The 20,700-nt window shown below is 48.0% G+C and carries 25 protein-coding genes; 20 read left to right on the plus strand and 5 right to left on the minus strand.

Going from position 1 to position 20,700, the window contains the following annotated elements; translation table 11 throughout:
• Nucleotides 1-151: 151 nt before the first annotated feature.
• From P5G61_RS10760 to P5G61_RS10770, 3 genes are all read left to right on the plus strand, one after another.
• Nucleotides 152-1,189 (plus strand): NAD(P)/FAD-dependent oxidoreductase, encoded by a 1,038-nt coding sequence (locus tag P5G61_RS10760; RefSeq protein ID WP_024630977.1) that lies wholly within the window; start codon nt 152-154, stop codon nt 1,187-1,189.
• A gap of 214 nt (nt 1,190-1,403) precedes the next feature.
• On the plus strand, nt 1,404-2,048 hold the full coding sequence (locus tag P5G61_RS10765; protein WP_024630976.1) for a hypothetical protein: 645 nt from the start codon (nt 1,404-1,406) through the stop codon (nt 2,046-2,048).
• 537 nt (nt 2,049-2,585) lie between these two features.
• On the plus strand, nt 2,586-3,062 hold the full coding sequence (locus P5G61_RS10770; protein WP_024630975.1) for a hypothetical protein: 477 nt from the start codon (nt 2,586-2,588) through the stop codon (nt 3,060-3,062).
• A 221-nt stretch (nt 3,063-3,283) separates the two neighbouring features.
• On the opposite strand, the gene P5G61_RS10775 is transcribed toward P5G61_RS10770, so the two are convergent.
• Nucleotides 3,284-3,877, minus strand: coding sequence for a thymidine kinase (locus P5G61_RS10775; protein WP_024630974.1), 594 nt, complete (start codon nt 3,875-3,877; stop codon nt 3,284-3,286).
• A gap of 184 nt (nt 3,878-4,061) precedes the next feature.
• Here P5G61_RS10775 and P5G61_RS10780 point away from each other — a divergent pair, with 184 nt between their 5' ends.
• Nucleotides 4,062-4,274 carry a hypothetical protein gene (locus P5G61_RS10780; RefSeq protein ID WP_079349463.1) on the plus strand — a complete coding sequence of 71 codons (213 nt, stop codon included), beginning with the start codon at nt 4,062-4,064 and terminating at the stop codon, nt 4,272-4,274.
• A 107-nt stretch (nt 4,275-4,381) separates the two neighbouring features.
• Here the strand turns inward: P5G61_RS10780 and P5G61_RS31915 are convergent, their stop codons facing one another.
• Both P5G61_RS31915 and P5G61_RS10785 read right to left on the minus strand, forming a co-directional pair.
• Nucleotides 4,382-4,486 (minus strand): ion channel, encoded by a 105-nt coding sequence (locus tag P5G61_RS31915; protein WP_363325738.1) that lies wholly within the window; start codon nt 4,484-4,486, stop codon nt 4,382-4,384.
• A 37-nt stretch (nt 4,487-4,523) separates the two neighbouring features.
• Nucleotides 4,524-4,847, minus strand: a complete 324-nt coding sequence (locus tag P5G61_RS10785; RefSeq protein WP_301246415.1) for a DUF2627 domain-containing protein — start codon at nt 4,845-4,847, stop codon at nt 4,524-4,526.
• A gap of 233 nt (nt 4,848-5,080) precedes the next feature.
• Here P5G61_RS10785 and lpdA point away from each other — a divergent pair, with 233 nt between their 5' ends.
• The 5 genes from lpdA to lipB all read left to right on the plus strand — a co-directional run bounded on the left by lpdA (nt 5,081) and on the right by lipB (nt 11,032).
• Nucleotides 5,081-6,505: a dihydrolipoyl dehydrogenase gene (gene lpdA, locus P5G61_RS10790; protein ID WP_301246416.1), complete on the plus strand. Its 1,425-nt coding sequence runs from the start codon at nt 5,081-5,083 to the stop codon at nt 6,503-6,505.
• 139 nt (nt 6,506-6,644) lie between these two features.
• Nucleotides 6,645-7,673 (plus strand): thiamine pyrophosphate-dependent dehydrogenase E1 component subunit alpha, encoded by a 1,029-nt coding sequence (locus P5G61_RS10795; protein WP_024630969.1) that lies wholly within the window; start codon nt 6,645-6,647, stop codon nt 7,671-7,673.
• 2 nt (nt 7,674-7,675) lie between these two features.
• Entirely contained in the window at nt 7,676-8,662 is a 987-nt protein-coding gene (locus P5G61_RS10800; RefSeq protein WP_024630968.1) for an alpha-ketoacid dehydrogenase subunit beta, read from the plus strand.
• 48 nt (nt 8,663-8,710) lie between these two features.
• A complete protein-coding gene (locus P5G61_RS10805) occupies nt 8,711-10,162 on the plus strand; it encodes a dihydrolipoamide acetyltransferase family protein (protein WP_301246417.1) in 1,452 nt (483 codons plus the stop codon).
• A 162-nt stretch (nt 10,163-10,324) separates the two neighbouring features.
• Complete coding sequence (gene lipB / locus P5G61_RS10810) at nt 10,325-11,032, plus strand: lipoyl(octanoyl) transferase LipB (protein WP_079349460.1); 708 nt, start codon at nt 10,325-10,327, stop codon at nt 11,030-11,032.
• A 27-nt stretch (nt 11,033-11,059) separates the two neighbouring features.
• Here the strand turns inward: lipB and prli42 are convergent, their stop codons facing one another.
• Entirely contained in the window at nt 11,060-11,161 is a 102-nt protein-coding gene (prli42, locus tag P5G61_RS10815) for a stressosome-associated protein Prli42 (protein WP_090810668.1), read from the minus strand.
• Nucleotides 11,162-11,244: 83 nt separating this feature from the next.
• Between prli42 and P5G61_RS10820 the strand changes: the two genes are divergently transcribed.
• Nucleotides 11,245-12,378: a M20/M25/M40 family metallo-hydrolase gene (locus tag P5G61_RS10820; RefSeq protein WP_301246418.1), complete on the plus strand. Its 1,134-nt coding sequence runs from the start codon at nt 11,245-11,247 to the stop codon at nt 12,376-12,378.
• 124 nt (nt 12,379-12,502) lie between these two features.
• Here the strand turns inward: P5G61_RS10820 and P5G61_RS10825 are convergent, their stop codons facing one another.
• The gene (locus tag P5G61_RS10825) at nt 12,503-12,637 is read right to left on the minus strand and encodes a Z-ring formation inhibitor MciZ (protein WP_090810664.1); all 135 of its coding nucleotides are present in this window, start codon (nt 12,635-12,637) and stop codon (nt 12,503-12,505) included.
• Between the two features lie 121 nt (nt 12,638-12,758).
• Here P5G61_RS10825 and P5G61_RS10830 point away from each other — a divergent pair, with 121 nt between their 5' ends.
• The 10 genes from P5G61_RS10830 (at nt 12,759) to spoIIAB (ending at nt 20,689) form a co-directional block, all read left to right on the plus strand.
• A complete protein-coding gene (locus tag P5G61_RS10830) occupies nt 12,759-13,334 on the plus strand; it encodes an NUDIX domain-containing protein (RefSeq protein ID WP_301246420.1) in 576 nt (191 codons plus the stop codon).
• A 2-nt stretch (nt 13,335-13,336) separates the two neighbouring features.
• The gene (locus P5G61_RS10835) at nt 13,337-14,554 is read left to right on the plus strand and encodes an endonuclease Q family protein (RefSeq protein ID WP_301246421.1); all 1,218 of its coding nucleotides are present in this window, start codon (nt 13,337-13,339) and stop codon (nt 14,552-14,554) included.
• 186 nt (nt 14,555-14,740) lie between these two features.
• A complete protein-coding gene (gene spoIIM, locus P5G61_RS10840; protein ID WP_053784440.1) occupies nt 14,741-15,370 on the plus strand; it encodes a stage II sporulation protein M in 630 nt (209 codons plus the stop codon).
• 108 nt (nt 15,371-15,478) lie between these two features.
• On the plus strand, nt 15,479-15,946 hold the full coding sequence (fur, locus tag P5G61_RS10845; protein ID WP_301246422.1) for a ferric iron uptake transcriptional regulator: 468 nt from the start codon (nt 15,479-15,481) through the stop codon (nt 15,944-15,946).
• 156 nt (nt 15,947-16,102) lie between these two features.
• Nucleotides 16,103-16,345, plus strand: a complete 243-nt coding sequence (locus P5G61_RS10850) for a DUF4227 family protein (RefSeq protein ID WP_301246424.1) — start codon at nt 16,103-16,105, stop codon at nt 16,343-16,345.
• Nucleotides 16,346-16,418: 73 nt separating this feature from the next.
• A complete protein-coding gene (locus P5G61_RS10855) occupies nt 16,419-17,309 on the plus strand; it encodes a tyrosine recombinase (protein ID WP_301246425.1) in 891 nt (296 codons plus the stop codon).
• A 179-nt stretch (nt 17,310-17,488) separates the two neighbouring features.
• Entirely contained in the window at nt 17,489-18,313 is an 825-nt protein-coding gene (locus P5G61_RS10860; protein ID WP_076291905.1) for a purine-nucleoside phosphorylase, read from the plus strand.
• A gap of 305 nt (nt 18,314-18,618) precedes the next feature.
• Nucleotides 18,619-19,740, plus strand: a complete 1,122-nt coding sequence (locus P5G61_RS10865) for a D-alanyl-D-alanine carboxypeptidase family protein (protein WP_301246760.1) — start codon at nt 18,619-18,621, stop codon at nt 19,738-19,740.
• A gap of 143 nt (nt 19,741-19,883) precedes the next feature.
• A complete protein-coding gene (gene spoIIAA, locus P5G61_RS10870) occupies nt 19,884-20,237 on the plus strand; it encodes an anti-sigma F factor antagonist (RefSeq protein WP_036663380.1) in 354 nt (117 codons plus the stop codon).
• Entirely contained in the window at nt 20,234-20,689 is a 456-nt protein-coding gene (spoIIAB, locus tag P5G61_RS10875) for an anti-sigma F factor (protein WP_301246426.1), read from the plus strand. Before spoIIAA ends, spoIIAB begins: the two co-directional genes overlap by 4 nt.
• Nucleotides 20,690-20,700 lie beyond the last annotated feature (11 nt).

The raw sequence follows: 20,700 nt of genomic DNA on the forward strand, positions 1-20,700 counted from the left end.
TGGACCAACGGGATGGCAGTTTTGTATAAGAAATGTTTGAATTTTAGCCATTGTAATTTGATAAGTTTCCCATTAGACTAGAAAAATAGTGATAATGAGAATCGATATCAAATAGTCAAGCGCTTTGGATCGAACTGATGGAGGTAACGAAATGGATCAGCATTTGGAATTATATGATGTAACAATTATCGGCGGGGGACCTGCCGGCATGTATTCTGCATTTTACAGCGGGATGCGTGATATGAAGACCAAATTGATTGAGGCGCGGGATAAATTGGGTGGTCGCATGCTCTTTTATCCAGAGAAAATGATCTGGGATGTTGGCGGTGTTACCCCCATTCTGTGTGAAAATTTAATAAAACAGCTGGAGGAACAGGCGAGAACGTTTGAGCCAACGATTGTGTTTGAACAGCAAATTGAAGGATTTGAGCGTCAGCCTGATGGCACGATTCTGCTGACATCGGCTACAGGAGAACAACACTGGACACGTACCGTCATATTGGCGATCGGGTATGGTATATATAAAATGGCCAAGCTGGAGCTTGAAGGCGCTGACCGTTATGAGGTTACCAATCTTCACTATACGGTACAAGAGCTGGAACCCTTCCGTGGCAAACGTGTACTGATTTCTGGTGGAGGTGACTCCGCTGTGGATTGGGCGAATGAGCTTGAAGCACTGGCAGAACAAGTAACGGTTGTGCATCGTCGTGACCGCTTTGGCGGATTGGAGCGCAATGTACTGCGGATGAGAGAATCCTCAGTGGATATTCGTACACCGTATGCCGTTGATACTCTGCACAGCCAAAGTGGTGAAAGCATCGAACAGGTGACAATATCCCATGTGGAGACAGGTGATAGCGAAATTCTTGATGTGGATGCGATTATCGTCAACCATGGCATGAAGAGCGATTTTGGTCCGATCCGGGATTGGGGACTTGATCTTGGTGAGTGGCATGTCAGCACAACAGAGAAGCTGCAAACGAATATTCCAGGTGTCTTCGCCGCAGGAGACTTTGTCGATTACGGAAGTAAACTGTATCTGATAGCCGGCACTTTCACGGATGCAGCACTTGCGGTAAACAGCGCCAAACTGTATATGGATCCTGAAGCGGAGAAAGTTGCTTATGTGTCTTCCCATAACAGCCGTTTTAAGGAGAAAAATAAAGCGCTTGGTGTTGTGGAAGAATAGAATCTCTTCATACTAAGTTTAACTCAAATGAAGTAGTTCCGGCTAATGCCGGAACTGCTTTTTTTAGCATCGGTTTGGGTATGAACTTCCCCTAATTGCACAACATAGAACAGGCACCGGAATTGAACACGCATCATCAACTGTCTATAATGAGAGCTATAGAAGTGAAAAAAACATCAAAAAATGTAAAACAGATTAGAGTGGAGTGCAGAATATGAAAAAAGAATTTCAACGTATATCCACATTGATTCATCGTTGGTTCAAAGATCCTGAGAAAAAACGAATCAAATGGTCTGAAATTTATCTCGCTGTTGCTGGGAAAATGCACCGACTGTTAGTCGAAGGACGTCGCACACGTTCAGCGGCGAGAAGGCTGCATCAGGATTTGCCAATTACCGCTTTGGGCCAAATGAAGCTGGAGCCGGGGGATATTGTGTATACGCCAAGTTCGGAATCGACTTATTACGCCGGACATATGGGGATTATTGGGCTCGATGGTAAAGTGTATCACGTTCACCCTTACGGACCTGTATTTGCCGATTCGATGGACTGGTACATTACCCGCTTTTATGAAGGGGATCGTTTTATTGTATTTCGCTCCAGATTGAATCAGGCGGGGGTAAAGGCTGCGGAGTGGGTACAGGAACATTACAAACAGGTGAAATACTACCGTCTGCAGACGAATCTGCATAGTATTGAACGCAATTATTGTTCCAAGTTTGTCTATCAGGCATACCAATTTACATCTGGACTTGACCTGTGGAGTCGCAAGTTTGCCAAGCTGAATCTGGGATATATCTATCCATTTCGAATTGAGCGCTCCCCTGAGCTTGAAGTTCTTGGGACGTTTTATAAATAAAGCTCCACCGATGACGCCTGCTCTATTCTTTATTAAGAAGCTGGAGCAGGTTCTGTCGGTTTTTTTTGTATGCCTAGTGATTAAAAACAGGAAAAAGGCTCAAAACGTCGAATAGATTATGAGATAGACATGCAACTTGGAATCGTATACATAACCCATTGTAGGATCAATTATTGCCCAAGCATAAGCAATTCTCCCCTTAGAAGGCAATCAAGGAAGAGAGAGAAAGAGATGAAATGGCTGAACTTCGTGCGTAGATTCAAATCAAACTCAAATGTAGTAAACCTATCCGATTATACTCCCAAGAAGGAAAGGAGGTACCATTGTTCCATTTGTAATAAAAAAGTGAAGTCCATCGTGCATTATGCGACTTCCCAGGGAAATGTTACAGGTGTATGCAGTTCTTGTAAATCATTGGCGGAACATCGAGGAATGTTACCCATTTAATAAGGAAGAGATGCGCTCAGGAAATAACATTGCTTTGATTTATGAGCGTTTTTGTAGTACATTAGCAAATGTATTCGAAGGAGGATTCTAATGTACTCAGGTAGACAAGACGATACTTTATACATCATGACCTACACCTTAAACAGCGGTATCAAGGGTACGGTTCCACTGTCAAATAAGCAGATTATTGAGTGGCTGGATTGCTACAGAAATGAGAAGCGCTTCGTGACCGAAATCGGCAAGGAGTTTTTTGGATTGAATGCAGGATTGGTAGCAGATTTTAAAGTTCAGAATCATTTATCGGATTATCAGCAGACAATTATGCCTACACAGCAGCAGGATAACATGGAACGCTTGTCCAGCGCATATAAATCAACCGAGTTATTAATGAAGATTGATTGCAAATGTGGCACGGCATATGTTACGGAATCTCCATATAAGCGCACCAAATGGTACTGCACCAAGTGCAAAGAAATTGTATTTTTGGATGCCAAAAAAGGAATGGTAGAAACGTCGCGTGGCGACGCTTACTACATGACCAACAAATATTTTGTTTCCCGGGACTAGCGGGAGATGACGGATGGGAAGCATCGCTGCGAGGCGGTGCTTTTTTGTGTTCATAAAGAATTAACAATCGAGATAAGGAGAGGTATATTAAGGGTATGCTGGTAAAATAGGAGCTATAGCAAAAAAAGCCCTCAGGGGCTTTTTTAAAATCTCAAGGAAAACTGTAGCAGCAGATACCGCTGATCAAAATCTATAGACGAACCATTGTAAGCTGAATCAGCTCAGCATTCAACTTTATGAGGAGGGATGAAGCAGCAGCGGCAGCGTGGCTCGTAAGCCTCTGAATCGCCAATCATGACAACCGGGCCAAGCGTCACAGGCTCTCCATTAACGATACGCTGGGTAAAAGCCGCATCCGGGCTTCCACATACGGCACAGAATGCCGACAGCTTCTCGATGTCATCCGCCATGGCGAGTAAACCGCCCACATATCCGAATTCCTTGCCACGGTAATCCATATTCAATCCATCCACGATGACATGTTTGCCACAGTAGGCAAGCTCGGAGACCAGTTCCATGATGGCACTGCTAAAAAATTGCACTTCATCAAATGCAACAACATCAGCATCTTTGGTCTGAGTCAGGATCATCTCAACAGATTCCGGGGTCAATTGCCGGGGAATGGAATGGGCAGGCAGACGATAGCCGATACGGCTAACAATCTCGTCTTGGGCAAATCGATCATCTTCAGCAGGTTTGTAGGCAACGACCTTTTTACGGCCAAATTGTATTAATTTTTGACAACGGCGAATGAGTTCACCGGATTTTTCACTAAACATAGGTCCTGTAATTACGGTAATTCGTCCTGTTTGCACAGTTCTGCTACTCCTCTCACATACGGGATTCAACAAAAAAAAGCGACCATTACAGAGTACCACAAAATCTTTAGTAAGAGCCAGAACTAATCTGAGCAGCTTTGTGTTACTATATGGATTGTTAAGCTGTTGGTTACGGCAGTGTAGTGCATGAACCAGGAGCGATTGAAAAGAGGTGTTAACGATGAGTGAAGCATTATCCGAATTGCAGGAGCGATATGAACGTTTGAAAGGGCAGTCGGCCCTTGATGAAGCTGCGCAGACGTTGTTTGCAGATTTATTCGCTGAAGCGGAGCGGCTGCAAGCCAGTAATCTAACGTTGCGCAGAACGATTCTGAAGTCCTCTTCCAAAGAGTCACGCATGTCCACCAAGCTGCGGGATGCATTATACGAATAACCCGGAGACTACTCCGGGTTCTCTTCTGTCTGCAATTTACGGGGAAATAGAATACCTGCTGTAATTCTGGCAATCATGGCGAAGGTAAGGCTGTTGCCTGCAAACATCTAGATGACAGCAAATGCCTTGCCGAATCCGGTCGATGGTACCAATTCCGGGTGTCCCACCGTGGTTAGAGTTACTGCGCAGAAGTAGGGGCATCCATCCAGCACAGCCCTTAAGCCAGAAAAAATGACAAAAAGCCCGGACTCAGGAAGTCGTACCGGGCGTCTCTGCTTTATCGGCTGCGGGTGCGCTTTTGGATCGAAAACGGGGTCCTACATAATTACGCTTGCGGTCACGGAACAGAATCCAGCCTCCCAGAAAGCTCATGCCTGCGGCAAACAGGACAAGTCCTCCACCGAAGGAGAGCCATTGAAAACCTGGGGAGATCTGCTCGTTCCCATGCTCGGCATAATACAGGAAAAGGGCGTCTTTCATCATTAGAAACCCTTTCATTGCCATTAACCCGGGAATGACCAGAACAAGAATCGCCATAAATCGTGCAAAGACAAGTCTAGTATTCATCACCATTAAACTCCTTCTGCCTGAAGTTGACGTAAAATAAAGGTTGCGCTTACAGGTCATACCTGATTCCATCATAGCTTGGTTTTCAGAAGCTGTCCATGCGTTTCAGGGTCAAATTTTGAGTTGACTGCTCAAGGGGAGTACAATGGAATACAGATAATGTCTATGAAACAGAGAATCATCCGAATCATCATCTTACAAATTCATCGAAATTATATTTATAGAGGAGAACATAAGAGATGCCAATTACATGTGATGTTGCCATTCTTGGAGGAGGAACCGGAGGGTACGTTGCTGCCATCCGTGCTGCACAGTTAGGGAAACAGGTCGTTATTATCGAGAAGGATAAGCTGGGGGGCACCTGTCTGCATCGTGGCTGTATTCCGAGTAAGGCATTGCTGCGAAGTGCGGAAGTGTATGCGGAGATTCAAGAGAGTGAAGCTTACGGTATTGAGACAGCTGGGGCAACACTTGTATTTCCGAAAGTGCAGGCGCGCAAGGATGCGATTGTGGAGCAGCTTCATCAAGGTGTGCAGTATTTAATGAAAAAAAATAAAATTCAGGTCGTGCACGCCAATGGGCGCGTGATCGGACCTTCCATTTTCTCTCCTCAGAGCGGTGCAGTGGCTGTCGAGTTCGAAGATGGCGAGATGGATACAGTGGTGCCAACCAATCTCATTATTGCAACCGGTTCTCGCCCGCGGGTGCTGCCAGGTCTTGAGCCAGACGGCAGGTACATCATGAGCAGTGATGAGGCTCTGCGAATGGACGAACTTCCTGCATCTCTGATCATTGTAGGTGGTGGTGTTATTGGCCTCGAATGGGCCTCCATGCTGAATGATTTTGGGGTTGAAGTTACAGTTGTTGAAGCCGCCGCTCATGTATTGCCAGCAGAGGATGAAGATGTAGCGAAGGAAATGCAGAGACTGCTTGGCAAACGCGGTGTTCGTTTCCTGACAGGGGCCAGCGTCCTGACGGAGACATATATCGTGGAGAAAGACGGTATTCAGATTGATGTCAAGCTGGGGGACGAGAAGCACGAGACCCTAAGAGCAGACAAGATGCTGGTGTCAGTTGGTCGTCAGGCCAATGTCGAAAATATCGGACTCGAAAATACGGATATCAAGCTTGAGCGTGGCTTCATTGCCGTGAACAACCATTTGCAAACCGGTGAGGGACATATTTATGCCATCGGCGATGTCATCGGCGGATTACAGCTTGCACATGCGGCGAGTCATGAAGGCATTCTGGCTGTGAATCATCTGGCGGGTGAAACGGTACATGCCGTCGAATCGCATCGAATCCCGCGTTGTGTCTATACACGTCCGGAAGCAGCAAGTATCGGATTCACGGAGCGTGAAGCCAAAGAGCGCGGTTATGAAGTCAAAACAGGCAAGTTCCCGTTCCAGGCGATTGGAAAATCCTTGGTTCATGGAAGCCGGGATGGATTCGTGAAGGTAATCGCCGATGCCAAGACGAATGATATATTGGGTGTACATATGATCGGTACCCATGTGACGGAACTGATCGCTGAGGCCTCTCTGGCTCAGATGCTGGATGCCACACCTTGGGAAGTGGGACAGACGATCCATCCTCACCCTTCTTTATCAGAAATCATGGGTGAAGCTATGTTGGCAGTTGACGGAAAAGCGATTGGAATGTAAGCTGCACAAGCTTATGAGAAAGGTCCTTTCCTTTTTTGGGTAAATGGGATTATAATAAGGTTAAGCCAAGTCTTAGTACCAGGTTATAAGATCGGGTAGTAAGGCGGGCACAGGCTCTGATTAAAAGGAGGTACCTCATATGAGTTCACAAGGTACTGCAGACGCGGTCCATCGGCATGAACAGCTGGGACTTAGCGATGGTGAAGTATTGGATATGTACAAATACATGCTGCTCGCACGCAAGTTTGACGAGCGTTGCTTGCTCTTACAGCGGGCCGGCAAAATTAACTTTCACGTATCCGGTGTAGGACAGGAAGCTGCGCAAGTAGGCGCTGCCTTCGGCCTGGACCGGGATCACGATTATTATTTACCGTATTACCGCGATTATGGCTTTGTACTGGCAGTCGGCATGACTCCACGTGAGTTAATGCTGTCTGCTTTTGCGAAGGCTGAAGATCCGAATAGTGGCGGACGGCAAATGCCGGGTCACTTCGGTCACAAAAAGCTGCGGATTGTTACGGGCTCCAGCCCGGTTACCACACAGGTTCCGCACGCTGTAGGGTTTGCACTTGCTGCCAAAATGAAGAAGAAAGAATTCGTTTCTTTTGTTACCTTTGGCGAAGGTTCAAGTAACCAGGGCGATTTCCACGAAGGTGCCAATTTTGCAGGCGTGCATAAGCTTCCTGTGATCATTATGTGTGAGAACAATCAGTATGCCATCTCGGTGCCGATCCACAAGCAGCTTAGTGGCAAAATATCGGATCGTGCACTTGGGTACGGGTTCCCTGGACTTCGTGTAGACGGAAACGATGCGCTGGAAGTATACGGTGCAGTTAAAGAAGCTCGTCGCCGCGCAATTGCTGGTGAAGGACCTACGCTTATTGAAGCGATGATGTATCGTTTGTCTCCACATTCCACTTCCGACAATGATCTGGCTTACCGGACGAAGGAAGAGGTTGAAGAGAACTGGAAGAAGGACGGTGTCCTTCGCATGAAGAACTATCTGATCGACTGCGGCATCTGGGACGAAGCCCGGGATGCTGATCTGGCTTCCCAGCTTGCATTGGAAATGAAAGAAGCGACTGAATATGCAGACAATGCGCCATATCCAAAACCTGAGGACACTCTGACGCACGTTTATGCGGACAGCGAAGAAGGGGGACGGTAATCATGGCGGTAATGGAATATATTGATGCAATCCGTCTCGCGATGAAAGAAGAGATGGAGCGGGATGAAAATGTCTTTATCCTTGGTGAGGATGTAGGGGTCAAAGGCGGCGTGTTCACTACAACCAAAGGATTGCAGGACCAGTTCGGTGAAATGCGTGTCATGGACACACCTTTATCCGAATCAGCCATTGCAGGTGTAGCTATTGGAGCAGCGATGTATGGCATGAAACCTATTGCCGAAATGCAATATTCGGATTTCATGCTGCCTGCAACGAATCAGATTATTAGTGAAGCGGCCAAAATTCGCTATCGCTCCAACAATGACTGGAGTTGTCCGATCGTTATTCGTGCGCCGATTGGCGGCGGTATTTTCGGTGGGCTGTATCACTCCCAATGTCCGGAATCGATCTTCTTTGGCACACCAGGTCTGAAAATTATAGCTCCATATTCGGCATACGATGCGAAGGGATTGCTCAAGGCAGCCATTCGCGACCCGGACCCGGTTCTCTTTTTCGAGAACAAAAAATGCTACAAGCTTATCAAGGAAGATGTGCCTGAGGATGATTATATCGTTCCGATTGGTAAAGCCAACGTGCTTCGTGAAGGAGCAGATATTACCGTTATCGGTTACAGCCAGCCACTTCATTTTGTTATGCAGGCTGCAGAGGAGCTGGAGCGTGAAGAAGGCATTACTGCTCACGTTCTGGATCTGCGCACATTACAGCCGCTTGATCGCGAAGCAATCATTGCCTCCGCTCGTCTGACAGGCAAAGTGTTGATCGTGCACGAAGATAATAAAACCGGTGGTGTAGGCGCCGAAGTAGCGGCCATTATCAGCGAAGAATGCCTGTTCGAACTGGATGCCCCGATTCAGCGTCTCTGCGGACCGGATGTACCGGCAATGCCGATTAGCCCAACATTGGAGAAATTTTATATGCTGAGCAAGGATAAAGCCAAGGAAGCGATGCGTACGCTTGCTGAGTATTAATTCGTGTAGTGAGATCGTTTAAAAGCAAAGTTTGGAGTGATAAAACCAATGAGTATGAAATGGATCGAGGTCATTATGCCGCAGCTGGCGGAATCGCTTGTCTCGGCTACCATTGCCAAATGGTTGAAAAAACCGGGTGACCCGGTTGAACAATACGAGCCAATCTGTGAAGTCATTACGGATAAAGTCAACGCAGAGATTCCATCAACTGTTGATGGAATTATGGGTGACCTGTTGGTCGAAGAAGGTACGACCATTGCTGTTGGAGAAGCGATCTGCCGTATGCAGGTTGCTGCTTCCGATGAGGAAACCTCAGAGCAGGTAACACCAACCACGCATCAGCAGAATGAGGCCCAGGGCCATGTACAACAACATACGAGTCATACACCTGCGGCAGGTGCAGCGAGTACGGGAGTTCATGATCCCAATCAGCCAATGCGTAACCGGTATTCCCCTGCGGTGCAATCACTGGCAGCCGAACACGGTCTGAACTTGCAGCATATTCAGGGTTCTGGGGCAGGTGGGCGGATTACCCGTAAGGATGTGCTGGCTTTTGTTGCACAAGGAGGCAACACAAGTGCAGTGCCTGCACAGTCTCCTGTTGCAGGGCAGCATACACCTTCAGGAGTACCTTCTTCTTCACCGTTCAGCGGAATGAACCGGAACGTCGGAGATACCCGCTTATCCACGGCGGAGTCTATTCCTGCAGCCGATGCAGGCGTTCCTGTGAGGCATTCCGGCATACATCTGACGGAAAGTCCGAAAATCCCGCCAATTGAAGTCGAGGGTGGCGGACAGGGAAGATCGGAATATTTTATCGACGTTACCCCTGTTCGTAATGCCATTGCTCGTAATATGCGTCAAAGCGTATCGGAAATCCCGCATGCTTGGACGATGATTGAAGTGGACGTGACCAATTTGGTGATGCTGCGCAACAAACTCAAGGATGAGTTCAAGCGTAAGGAAGGCATCAACCTGACGTATCTGTCCTTCATGATGAAGGGGGTCGTCAACGCCATTAAAGACTATCCGATCATGAACTCCGTTTGGGCTGTCGACAAAATTATTGTCAAACGGGATATCAACCTGTCCATGGCGGTGGGTACAGAAGACTCTGTATTGACACCTGTAATCAAACACGCGGATCAGCGCAATATCGCTGGACTGGCTCGCGAAATTGATGATCTGGCACGTAAAACACGTGAAGGCACTTTGAAGCTGGACCATATGCAGGGCGGTACGTTCACGGTTAACAATACCGGATCATTTGGTTCGATTCTGTCGCAACCTATTATTAACTACCCGCAGGCAGCGATACTTACATTTGAGTCCATCGTGAAGAAACCTGTGGTTATCAATGACATGATTGCTGTCCGTTCCATGGCGAACCTTTGTCTTTCCCTGGATCATCGTATTTTGGATGGGGTCATCAGCGGACGTTTCCTGCAACGTGTAAAAGAGAATCTTGAAGGATACACGATGGAATCGAAAGTGTATTAAGAGAGAGCGTATGCATCATTTCAATGAGTTACTAATGATGCCCCGGCGCTGAATAGATGGATGATGGGAAAGTGTATGTGCCAAAGGCCGTGCACTTTTCCCGTTTTCTTCAATAATGCTCATCAGGCAATGAACATTGAAACAGAAGGGTGTGGAGAAATCATGAGCAAGCCGCTGGATGTTGTATACATACCGATGCTTGATTATGAAGAGGCTTGGAACCGCCAGAAAGCGATTGTGCAGCAACTGGATGAGGGAGAAGGAGCGGAACAGATGCTGCTGCTCCAGCATCCACCGACGTATACGATCGGTTCACAGAATCACCCGGAGCACCTGCTTCTCAGTGAAGATGAACTGCGGGAGCAAGGCATCTCCTTGTTTCAAATTGACCGCGGCGGTGATATTACTTATCATGGCCCTGGCCAATTGGTAGGTTACCCGCTACTTGTTCTTGGACGGGATGAAGCTCTGGATTTACATGGCTATTTACGCTGTCTGGAGCAGATGATTATTGATTACCTGGCTGATCAGGGTATTGAAGCGGGACGCAAAGAGGGTTACACGGGTGTATGGATCGGAGATCTGAAAATTGCCGCCATCGGCGTAAAGTTCAATCGGTGTAAACATCGGCGTGGCTTTGTGACGAGTCACGGATTTGCTTTTAATATCACCTCTGGCATTCAACACGCAGGTTTCCAGGGAATTATTCCTTGCGGCATTGAGCAGTACGGTGTGACCTCGCTCGAGGATATTACAGGCAAAACCTACACTGTGGAACAGGTTGCGCAGGATATCGTTCCATACTTCAATCGGATTTTCCCGTATGAGATTACCTGGATTACAGAAAAAGAAGCCCTTCTCCGTCTGTAAGTCAGACAGTCAAAAGGCTTCAGGTTTCTATCCGAACAATAAAGGTTCGAGTGCAATGAAAAGGGTGGACCCAATCATGGCGAGCAGCATGAGATAGATAATGATGCGAAACCATTTCTTTTTTTGCATGATGAGAGAACTCCTTTCAACAATTGAATAAACAGACCATAGTAATTGTATTGTAACGTATTGACGAAAGGTAGGAAAGTCCTATGATAAAACAGCAGCGCGTTATTGATCAGTTTATGGAACTGGTGCAGATTGATAGTGAGACAACCCATGAACAGAATATATCAAAAGTGTTAAAAGAACAATTTACCCAGCTTGGCCTCAGCGTATATGAGGACGACACGATGGAGGAAACCGGACATGGCGCGGGTAATCTTGTGATTACCTGGGAAGCCGAGGGTGTGGAAGACGTGGCTCCCATCTTTTTCACATGTCATATGGATACCGTAACGCCGGGACAGGGAATCAAACCTGAGCTCGGTGAAGACGGCTGGATTCGCAGTGATGGCACGACGATTCTGGGTGCAGATGACAAGGCGGGGATTGCGGCTTTGTTTGAAGCGATTCGAGCCATTCAAGAGAACAACATACCCCATGGTAAAATTCAATTCGTGATTACTGTCGGTGAAGAGTCGGGTCTGGTTGGTGCACGTGCAATGAATCCGAAGGATATTGAAGCCGAGTTCGGTTATGCTCTGGATTCCAATGGAGCCGTGGGTACAATTTGTGTGGCTGCTCCGGCCAGAGCAGAAATTCAAATGAACATCTATGGAAAATCCGCACATGCGGGCGTGAATCCGGAAGACGGCATCAGTGCCATTCAGGTGGCTGCCAAAGCGATTGCGGCGATGAAGCTGGGACGAATAGATGATGAAACTACAGCGAATATTGGCAAATTCCAGGGCAAATCAGCGCTGAACGTCGTTTGTGATTTTGTGCAGATCGAAGCTGAAGCTCGCAGCATTGTGCAGGAGAAAGTAGAACTGCAAGTAGCCCAGATGCGTGAAGCGCTGGAAACGACGTGCCGCAAATATGGTGCAACGGCTGAATTCCGCAGTGAGATCCTGTATCCTGCATTTGGCTTCCATGATGAACACGAGGTTGTTCAGCTTGCACAGCGTGCCATTCGAAGCCTGGGGCTGGAGACCAGCACGTTTGCATCCGGTGGGGGCAGTGATGCCAACATCTTCAATGGGTTCAACATACCTACGGTCAACCTGGCTGTAGGCTATGAAGATATTCATACGACAAAAGAACGCATTCGCGCCGAGGATATTGTGAAGCTGGCCCAAGTGGTTGTGGCCATTATTCAGGAAACGGCTGCAAGTAAAAAGTAATCCAAGGAGACTAGGGGTAACTCCCCCTTGCTCAACTGAAAAGTCCGAATCCGGTACAAACCGAGTTCGGACTTTTTGGCAAAAAAATGTTATATTCCATAGGTACAACAGACCCTGAACAGAATCATTTACGTCCAGCGAGCATATCGATTAATTTGGCATCGGGGCCCCACTCACGCACCCATTGTTTGAGTATGAGCTGGACTTGTCTGGCTTGTCCGACCACGTGTACGGATTGCGGTGTTAAATAACTGTTCATTGGTTGTCCCCCTGATTCGCTATATTTGCTTGAAACGGCTATAAGCTCACCATATGCCAAAAAACAGAGGTTTATACGTATAAAGAGAACCAAAATTTGAAGAAGTGGAGTTGAAGAACAGATGAACCCAACCAATCCTAAGCACCCGGCCAATCCAAAACTTGATGAAGAGACGATATCCACAGAGCCCATCTTCAAGGGTAAAGTCATTTCGCTTCAGGTTGACACCGTGAAGCTGCCCAACGGACAAACCGCTACCCGTGAGATTATCCGTCATCCTGGAGCAGTCGCAGTGCTAGCCCTGAATGGCGATCGCATGTTGGTGGTAGATCAGTATCGTCAAGCCATGGGACGTACCGAAGTGGAAATTCCGGCAGGCAAGCTGGACCCGGGAGAAGAGCCTGAAGTGGCAGCAGCACGCGAATTGCGTGAAGAGACTGGTTATGTAGCCAAATCACTGCGGCATTTGCGTTCATTTTATACGTCACCAGGATTTGCGGATGAGATCATCCATTTGTACATCGCCGAAGAGCTGGAAGCAGGAGACATGGCTTTGGACGAAGATGAATTTCTCGAAGTGTCCGAGATTACGATTGAAGAGGCATACGAGTTGATGGATCAGAATCGGATTAGTGATGCCAAAACGATGATGGCTGTGTATGCCTGGGATCTTTACAGAACGACAGGACGGTTTTAGCGATGAATGAGCAACGGGCAGCGTCTGCGGGTTGGGAGCCTTGTTATGCAGACCTCCATATTCACATTGGGCGAACTTCGCGCGGTGAAGCTGTCAAAATCAGCGGCAGCCGTGATCTGACATTTGAGAACATTGCCAGGGAAGCCTCGGATCGCAAAGGAATTCATCTACTCGGTGTCATTGATTGCCACTCTCCGGTTGTGCAGACGGACATCGAACAGCTGCTTGAGAACGGCACGATGTCCGAGCTTGAGGGAGGGGGCATTGCTTATCAGGACACAACGATCCTGCTGGGTACGGAATTGGAGCTGCGCGAACCAGAGATGCGGGAGTTTCATATGCTGGCCTACTTCCGTGATCTGAAAACGATGAAGTCCTTCACGGACTGGATGAAACGTTATATGAAAAATGTGAACCTGAGTTCTCAGCGGGTGTATGTGCCCGCGCTTGAGATGCAGGCCGAGATTAAGGCTCGGGGTGGGCTTGTCGTGCCCGCACATGCTTTTACCCCGCATAAAGGCATATATGGCAGCACAGCCCCTCGGATGGCTGATGTGCTGGACCCAACCCTGATCGATGCCGTCGAGCTTGGACTCAGCTCTGATTCATCCATGGCCAGTTATATTCGTGAGCTGGATCAAGTTCCTTTTCTGACCAACTCGGATGCACATTCTCTGGGCAAGATTGGACGGGAGTATAACGAGTTGCAGCTTGCAAAGCCTTCCTTCGACGAATTCACCAAGGCTCTCAAGGGACAGGGAGGCAGAAGCATAACGGCCAACTATGGCTTGGATCCGAGACTTGGCAAGTACCATCGGACTTATTGTGCAGCCTGTGGAAGCATTATGGATGAGCAGGCGATGTCAGCTGAACGCTGTCCACGTTGTGGCAGTGTGAAGCTTGTGCAGGGTGTGCTTGACCGCATATTGGCCATTGCTGATCGGGAGAGTCCGCATGTTCCTGCAAACCGGCCAGCGTACCACTATCAGGTACCGTTGGAATTCATCCCAGGTCTGGGGAAAGCCAAACTGCGCCAGCTGCTGGAGCGCTTTGGTACGGAAATGAACGTATTGCATCGTACAAGTGAGGATGAACTTACAGAGGTCGTTGGACCCGTTCTCGCAGGCCTTATCGTGGCGGCACGGAATGGTCAACTGGAATTGTCATCCGGAGGCGGGGGCACTTACGGGAAGGTCTCCAACAAAGAAAGATCAGAGTAGAGTAATTTGCAGTAGGCTCATAAAGTGAGTTAGCTAATGGGGTGTAGACACGGTATTGGTCATGAAGAAGGAAGCTGAATCTTGGACAAGAAGTCATACGTGTGCATTCCGGTTCATAAGAATGACTATGAGGATTACACTCGACATCCTTGCAGCATGATAACCGGAAAGGGGACCCGTACCTGTATGCGCTCTGCCTACTTCACATTCAAAGGCCAAACCTCGTTATATGTATTCGTGGCTGTTTTGTTTCTGGTGGGTGTCATTTTTGGCGCCCTGATGGTCAACGCCCTGTCCCTTGAACAACGCCAGGATCTGGAAGGATATCTGGGCAATTTTTTCATGACGGTACAGCATAGCGGACAAGTCGTTGAAACCGGAACCTATTGGGACATTGCCATGCTTCATCTAAAATGGGTAGGTCTGATCTTCATTCTGGGTTTATCGGTCATCGGCCTGCCGGGCATACTGGTTCTGGATTTTCTGAAAGGTGTGCTTATTGGATTTACAGTGGGTTACCTTGTCGGACAGTATTCCTGGAAAGGGTTATTGTTTGCTCTGGTTTCCGTTGCGCCTCATAATTTATTTGTGATCCCGGTACTGCTGATTTGCAGTGTGTCGGCCATGACCTTTTCCTTATATATTATTCGGAACCGTGTTCTGATGCAGCGGACGCCAGGCCGTCAGAAACCTTTTGCTTCTTACATGGTGTTGACTCTTGTTATGGCAGCGCTGCTGTTAGGGGTTGCGTCATTTGAAACATGGGTCACACCTGCAATGATGCGTTGGGTCACGCCGATGTTACTACCTGCTTAGCTTGCGCGGTGAACGTGTAAAATGTTGACTTTAATTATGTACTCCCCCTATAATGAAAGAAGTGGGTTAAGTTGCAGTGTGCAGTGATTTCCTAGGGGGAGGGAGAAAATGGAAGCACGGATCGATAAAATTAAGCAGCAACTACAGTCCCAAGGATATAAATTAACGCCCCAGCGGGAAGCCACCGTAAGAGTACTTCTTGAGAATGAAGAAGATCATCTGAGCGCAGAAGACGTATTCATGCTCGTGAAAGAAAAGGCTCCCGAAATCGGTCTGGCAACCGTGTACCGTACCCTCGAACTGCTGAGTGAGCTGCATGTTGTAGAGAAAATCAACTTCGGCGACGGTGTAGCGCGTTATGATCTACGCGGAGATACATCCAAGCATCACCATCATCACTTAATCTGTGTTCAATGCGGAAGTATGGATGAAATACGTGAAGACTGGCTTGGACCGCTTGAAGAGCGACTGGAGCGGGAATTTAACTTTTCGGTAGTAGATCACCGACTGGATTTCCATGGGATTTGTTACCGTTGCAAAGCTAAAAATGACCAGAAGGCCAAAGATGAAGAATAACATAGCATATCTTCAAGCTCTCACCGGCGGTTTTGACGGGAGAGCTTTTTTGGTCCAGCATGTGATGTAAGGTTTACCCTGAATGTCATATTCCTGTGTTTGCGGACATACCTTGATTCTAGACGAATCAGTTCGAACCAGGAGGGGGTACAACCCATGATTATATCGCTGCGGAGAGGGCTCCGTTTTATTCGATTTATCGTATTTTTTGCTGCATTAGTTTATCTGTTCTATCATGTCCTGGATTTGTTCAACGGCTGGATCTCACCTGTGGACCAATATCAGATGCCAACAGGAAATGCGGTTAAAGTATTTCAGGAAACGGTTTGGCCTAGTAACGGGGAAGGACGTCCTACGATGTCAGAGCGTCTCCGTTTATTCTATTGGTACGGAGAGTAGCTGGACAGCCAGGGATGCAAATACGGAAGCAGGTTGCCCGTGTGGTAGTCCTGTCAGATGAGGAGCGTTGTGCATGAAACAGACGATACACGCCTATGCCTTATACTTGGAAGAGGATAAAGGGATGTCGAGCAGCACGCTGGAATCGTATCTTCGGGACGTGGACAAGTTCATCGAATTTGCGGATAAAGAATACGGTATCCGGGAAGCGGAGCAGGTGCGCCGGACGCATGTTATCCTGTTTATAGGTCAGCAGAAACAGGCAGGACGTGCGAATGCAACCATTGCCCGCAGCGTCGTATCCCTGCGCTCCTATTTTCACTTTTTGATGCGGCGTGGTGAGATAGTACAGGACCCCACGTTTGACGTGGAAGCTCCAAAAGCAGACAAGACACCGCCGCAGGTGTTAACCATCCAAGAGATCGAATTGCTGCTCGCGTCCCCCGATACCCGTTCACCGCAAGGGGTGCGTGACCGGGCCATGCTGGAGCTATTGTATGCGACAGGCATTCGTGTATCCGAACTGATTGCGCTTGACGTTCGGGATGTACAGCCAGGTATGCGCTTTATCCGCTGTGGAGGTGCCGGTAAAGAACGGATTTTGCCAATAGGTGCACCTGCCGCACAGTGGGCGAGTGTATATGTGAATGAGTATCGCAACCTGCTAATCAAAAATGGGACGGACGAGCAGGCTCTCTTTGTCAACGTGTCCGGCAGAAGATTAACCCGTCAGGGCTTCTGGAAGCTGCTCAAAAAAGCAGCGGTGGATGCGGGAATCTCAGGCGAAATTACGCCACATACGCTCCGTCACTCCTTTGCCGCTCACCTGATTGCCAGTGGGGCAGATACACGTGCGGTGCAGGACATGCTCGGTCATGTCGAGCAGCCTGGGCAGCAGTATGGACATCATGGCCGCAAAACGATGAAAGAGATATATGAATCTCATCATCCGCGGGCGAAATAGTTATATATGCATACAAATATGCAAAAAAAAGCGGAACAATAATCCGATTTAGGATAAAATAAATTGAACACATTTAAACGCCGTTATACATAAGTAAATGCATCATTTCAGTGTGTATGTTTGGATTGATGCCATTTGCGGATACAGACGGATCGTTTCAACTCAAGGGGGAACATCTTATGACAGCATTAAACCAACAGATGATTTTGGAAGCGGCATCTTACATTCAAAGCAAAAGTTCCATTAAGCCGGAAGTCGGCTTGATTTTAGGTTCAGGACTTGGCATTTTGGCAGAACTGATTGAAGATGGCGTCAGCATCGCCTATCAGGATATTCCGCATTTTCCGGTGTCCACAGTAGAGGGACATGAGGGCGAATTACTGGTGGGGACGATCAAAGGCCGTCCGGTCGTCATGATGAAAGGTCGTTTCCACATGTACGAAGGGTATGGTCCTGAACTGACAGCCTTCCCGGTACGTGTCATGAAAGAACTGGGTGTGACTTCCTTGCTCGTAACGAACGCAGCAGGTGGTGTGAACACCTCATATGAAGCCGGTGACCTGATGCTGATCTCGGATCATCTGAATCTCACAGGCAAGAATCCGTTAATCGGACCGAATGACTCCGCCCTTGGCGTACGCTTCCCGGATTTGTCCGAAGCCTACAGCCGCCGCCTGCGCGCGCTCGCGAAGGATACGGCCGCTTCACAAGGTTTTGATGTACGTGAAGGTGTATACGCAGGTATGCTTGGTCCGAACTACGAGACACCAGCTGAGATCGTGATGCTGCGTACGCTGGGTGCCGATGCTGTCGGCATGTCTACCGTTTCCGAAGTCATCGTGGCACGCCATGCCGGCCTGGAAGTGCTCGGTATCTCCTGTATCAGCAACATGGCTGCCGGCATTTTGGACCAGCCGTTATCGCATGATGAGGTTATGGAGACGACAGAGCGTGTTCGTGAATCTTTCTTGGCCCTTGTTCTGGCTGTTATTCCACAAATGTAAGTTGTAATATAGAGAAGCAATCTTCCCTCGTGAGAATCATTGGGGCAGATTGCTTTTTTATTGCCTTGCTGTAACAAGCTGCTCATCAACGAAGTGAGTGAAGACGCTTTTTTTTGTGTTTCACACCGATTAGATAAAAAGTTCGGGAAATCATTCTTTACATGGAATAATTTAGTCCAAACGGGCCGACAATGATTAGCAGTACATGCATGGAACATGCAGTAAGCAAGTCATTTGAGGAGGTAACCCTAGTGAAGAAACGAATAATGGCATCGTTCATGACCCTTTGTATTCTGCTGCCCCTGATGGCATCAACAGCGCTGGCTGAAGAAACACCGAAAGCTGCGGGAGGAGCGGATCTGGCCCCGTCGGCACGCTCCGCCATTTTGATGGATGCGGATACGGGCACCGTTATTTTTGAAAAAAACAGTCATGATCAGCTGCCTCCAGCGAGCATTACGAAAATTATGACCATGCTGCTCACCATTGAAGCGGTCGACTCGGGCAAGCTAAAGATGACGGATAAAGTGAGAACGAGTGAATATGCCGCATCCATGGGTGGATCACAGATTTTTCTGGAGTCTGGAGAAGAGATGACGGTCGATGATATGTTAAAAGGCATTGCCATGGCGTCCGGTAATGATGCTTCTGTAGCGATGGCGGAGAAAATTGCTGGCTCAGAGGAAGCCTTTGTGCAGCTAATGAATGAGCGCGCGAAGGAGCTCGGCATGAAGGATACTCATTTTTCCAACTGTAACGGCTTGCCGGTAGAGAACCATTATTCTTCCGCCCATGACATTGCGGTCATGAGTCGTGAGCTGCTGAAGCATCCCGGGATCACGAAATATACAGGAGCATACCAGGACTACCTTCGTAAAGATAGTGAGAAGCCATTTTGGCTGGTAAATACCAACAAATTAGTTCGTTTCTACTCTGGTGCGGACGGATTGAAGACAGGATATACATCCGAAGCCAAGTTCTGTCTTTCGGCTACAGCGATGAAGGACGGGCTGCGTACCATCGCAGTTGTACTTGGAGAACCCAATACGAAAACACGGAACAGTGAAGTGTCCTCGATGTTTGACTATGCTTTTGGGCAATACACGATGAAAGCTCTGTACAAATCAGGGGACCTGCTGGGCAGCTTGAAAATTGAAAAAGGTGAAGTGGCCGAATTGCCGCTGAATGCAACGCAAAATTATAGTGTGCTGATGCGCAAAGGTGCGAAATCGGATGAGATTCGTCATGAATTGCTGATGGCAAAAGAATTAAAAGCTCCGGTTAAAGCAGGTCAGAGTGTAGGTAAGCTTGTCGTCTACCAGGGCAACGAGGTAATTAAGGAATTCGACATTCAGGCTCCGCAGGATGTGAACAAAGCTGGCTGGTGGAAGCTGTTTAAACGCACAACCTCCAAGTTGTTCGATTAAGTGACGATTGATGCAGGGTACGTACATCCTTTGAACATATTTTGTAGTTAAATAGGGGTTTTCTTCTAGTTTTGTCGGGGGGCAGGAAAAGCCTTCGGAAACGTAGAAATCCTTGTTCAAGACAGGGAGGAGAGTGAGCAAACATGAACTTGCATGTGGAAATGGAACATCACCGCGGGATTCTGATTGTGCGATTATCCGGGGAGCTGGATCACCATACAGCTGACATGGTACGGATGCAGATGGATGAAGCTATTCAGCGCAGACAATGCGAGCATCTGGTACTCAGCCTGAAAGATCTGCAATTCATGGACAGTTCGGGTCTGGGTGTCATTTTGGGAAGATACAAGCTCATTAAGAATAAAGGCGGCAAGATGGTTGTCTGTGATGTCAATCCGCCGGTGTATCGTTTGCTGGAAATGTCGGGATTGTTCAAGATTATGCCGATTTACGAAAATGAGGGAACTGCTCTCTCAGGTCTGGAGGTCGTCTCATGAATGAAGGAACGGGGGCAAATTTCATGAATCTGCAATTCGCGGCCAAGTCGGAGAACGAATCGTTCGCCCGGGTGACGGTTGCTGCCTTCATCTCCCAGCTTGATCCTACGATGGACGAGCTCAGTGATCTGAAGACGGTCATCTCGGAAGCCGTAACGAACAGCATCATCCACGGTTACAATAACAATCCGGATGGTGTCGTGTCCATTCAAGCCGAGATTCGCGATGACATGATTACTATTATTGTGGAAGACCGCGGTGAGGGAATCGAAGATCTTGAACTGGCCAAACAGCCGCTGTATACGTCCAAACCCGAACTTGAGCGCTCGGGCATGGGTTTCACCATTATGGAAAACTTCATGGATGAATTCGAAGTCAGCAGTGAGCCCGGCAGAGGCACCTCCATCAAGATGAAGAAGAGGATCGAATCCAAGAAAGCATTGTATAATTAGGGGTTGGTGTT

The sequence above is a fragment of the Paenibacillus vandeheii genome (assembly GCF_030433635.1).
Taxonomy (GTDB): Bacteria; Bacillota; Bacilli; order Paenibacillales; family Paenibacillaceae; genus Paenibacillus; species Paenibacillus vandeheii.

Coding starts and splice junctions, on each gene's coding strand:
- P5G61_RS10760 (WP_024630977.1), top strand. CDS start 152: ATGGATCAGCATTTGGAATTATATGATGTAACAATTATCGGCGGGGGA.
- P5G61_RS10765 (WP_024630976.1), top strand. CDS start 1,404: ATGAAAAAAGAATTTCAACGTATATCCACATTGATTCATCGTTGGTTC.
- P5G61_RS10770 (WP_024630975.1), top strand. CDS start 2,586: ATGTACTCAGGTAGACAAGACGATACTTTATACATCATGACCTACACC.
- P5G61_RS10780 (WP_079349463.1), top strand. CDS start 4,062: ATGAGTGAAGCATTATCCGAATTGCAGGAGCGATATGAACGTTTGAAA.
- P5G61_RS10785 (WP_301246415.1), bottom strand. CDS start 4,847: ATGGTGATGAATACTAGACTTGTCTTTGCACGATTTATGGCGATTCTT.
- lpdA (WP_301246416.1), top strand. CDS start 5,081: ATGCCAATTACATGTGATGTTGCCATTCTTGGAGGAGGAACCGGAGGG.
- P5G61_RS10795 (WP_024630969.1), top strand. CDS start 6,645: ATGAGTTCACAAGGTACTGCAGACGCGGTCCATCGGCATGAACAGCTG.
- P5G61_RS10800 (WP_024630968.1), top strand. CDS start 7,676: ATGGCGGTAATGGAATATATTGATGCAATCCGTCTCGCGATGAAAGAA.
- P5G61_RS10805 (WP_301246417.1), top strand. CDS start 8,711: ATGAGTATGAAATGGATCGAGGTCATTATGCCGCAGCTGGCGGAATCG.
- lipB (WP_079349460.1), top strand. CDS start 10,325: ATGAGCAAGCCGCTGGATGTTGTATACATACCGATGCTTGATTATGAA.
- prli42 (WP_090810668.1), bottom strand. CDS start 11,161: ATGCAAAAAAAGAAATGGTTTCGCATCATTATCTATCTCATGCTGCTC.
- P5G61_RS10820 (WP_301246418.1), top strand. CDS start 11,245: ATGATAAAACAGCAGCGCGTTATTGATCAGTTTATGGAACTGGTGCAG.
- P5G61_RS10825 (WP_090810664.1), bottom strand. CDS start 12,637: ATGAACAGTTATTTAACACCGCAATCCGTACACGTGGTCGGACAAGCC.
- P5G61_RS10830 (WP_301246420.1), top strand. CDS start 12,759: ATGAACCCAACCAATCCTAAGCACCCGGCCAATCCAAAACTTGATGAA.
- P5G61_RS10835 (WP_301246421.1), top strand. CDS start 13,337: ATGAATGAGCAACGGGCAGCGTCTGCGGGTTGGGAGCCTTGTTATGCA.
- spoIIM (WP_053784440.1), top strand. CDS start 14,741: ATGCGCTCTGCCTACTTCACATTCAAAGGCCAAACCTCGTTATATGTA.
- fur (WP_301246422.1), top strand. CDS start 15,479: ATGGAAGCACGGATCGATAAAATTAAGCAGCAACTACAGTCCCAAGGA.
- P5G61_RS10850 (WP_301246424.1), top strand. CDS start 16,103: ATGATTATATCGCTGCGGAGAGGGCTCCGTTTTATTCGATTTATCGTA.
- P5G61_RS10855 (WP_301246425.1), top strand. CDS start 16,419: ATGAAACAGACGATACACGCCTATGCCTTATACTTGGAAGAGGATAAA.
- P5G61_RS10860 (WP_076291905.1), top strand. CDS start 17,489: ATGACAGCATTAAACCAACAGATGATTTTGGAAGCGGCATCTTACATT.
- P5G61_RS10865 (WP_301246760.1), top strand. CDS start 18,619: ATGGCATCAACAGCGCTGGCTGAAGAAACACCGAAAGCTGCGGGAGGA.
- spoIIAA (WP_036663380.1), top strand. CDS start 19,884: ATGAACTTGCATGTGGAAATGGAACATCACCGCGGGATTCTGATTGTG.
- spoIIAB (WP_301246426.1), top strand. CDS start 20,234: ATGAATGAAGGAACGGGGGCAAATTTCATGAATCTGCAATTCGCGGCC.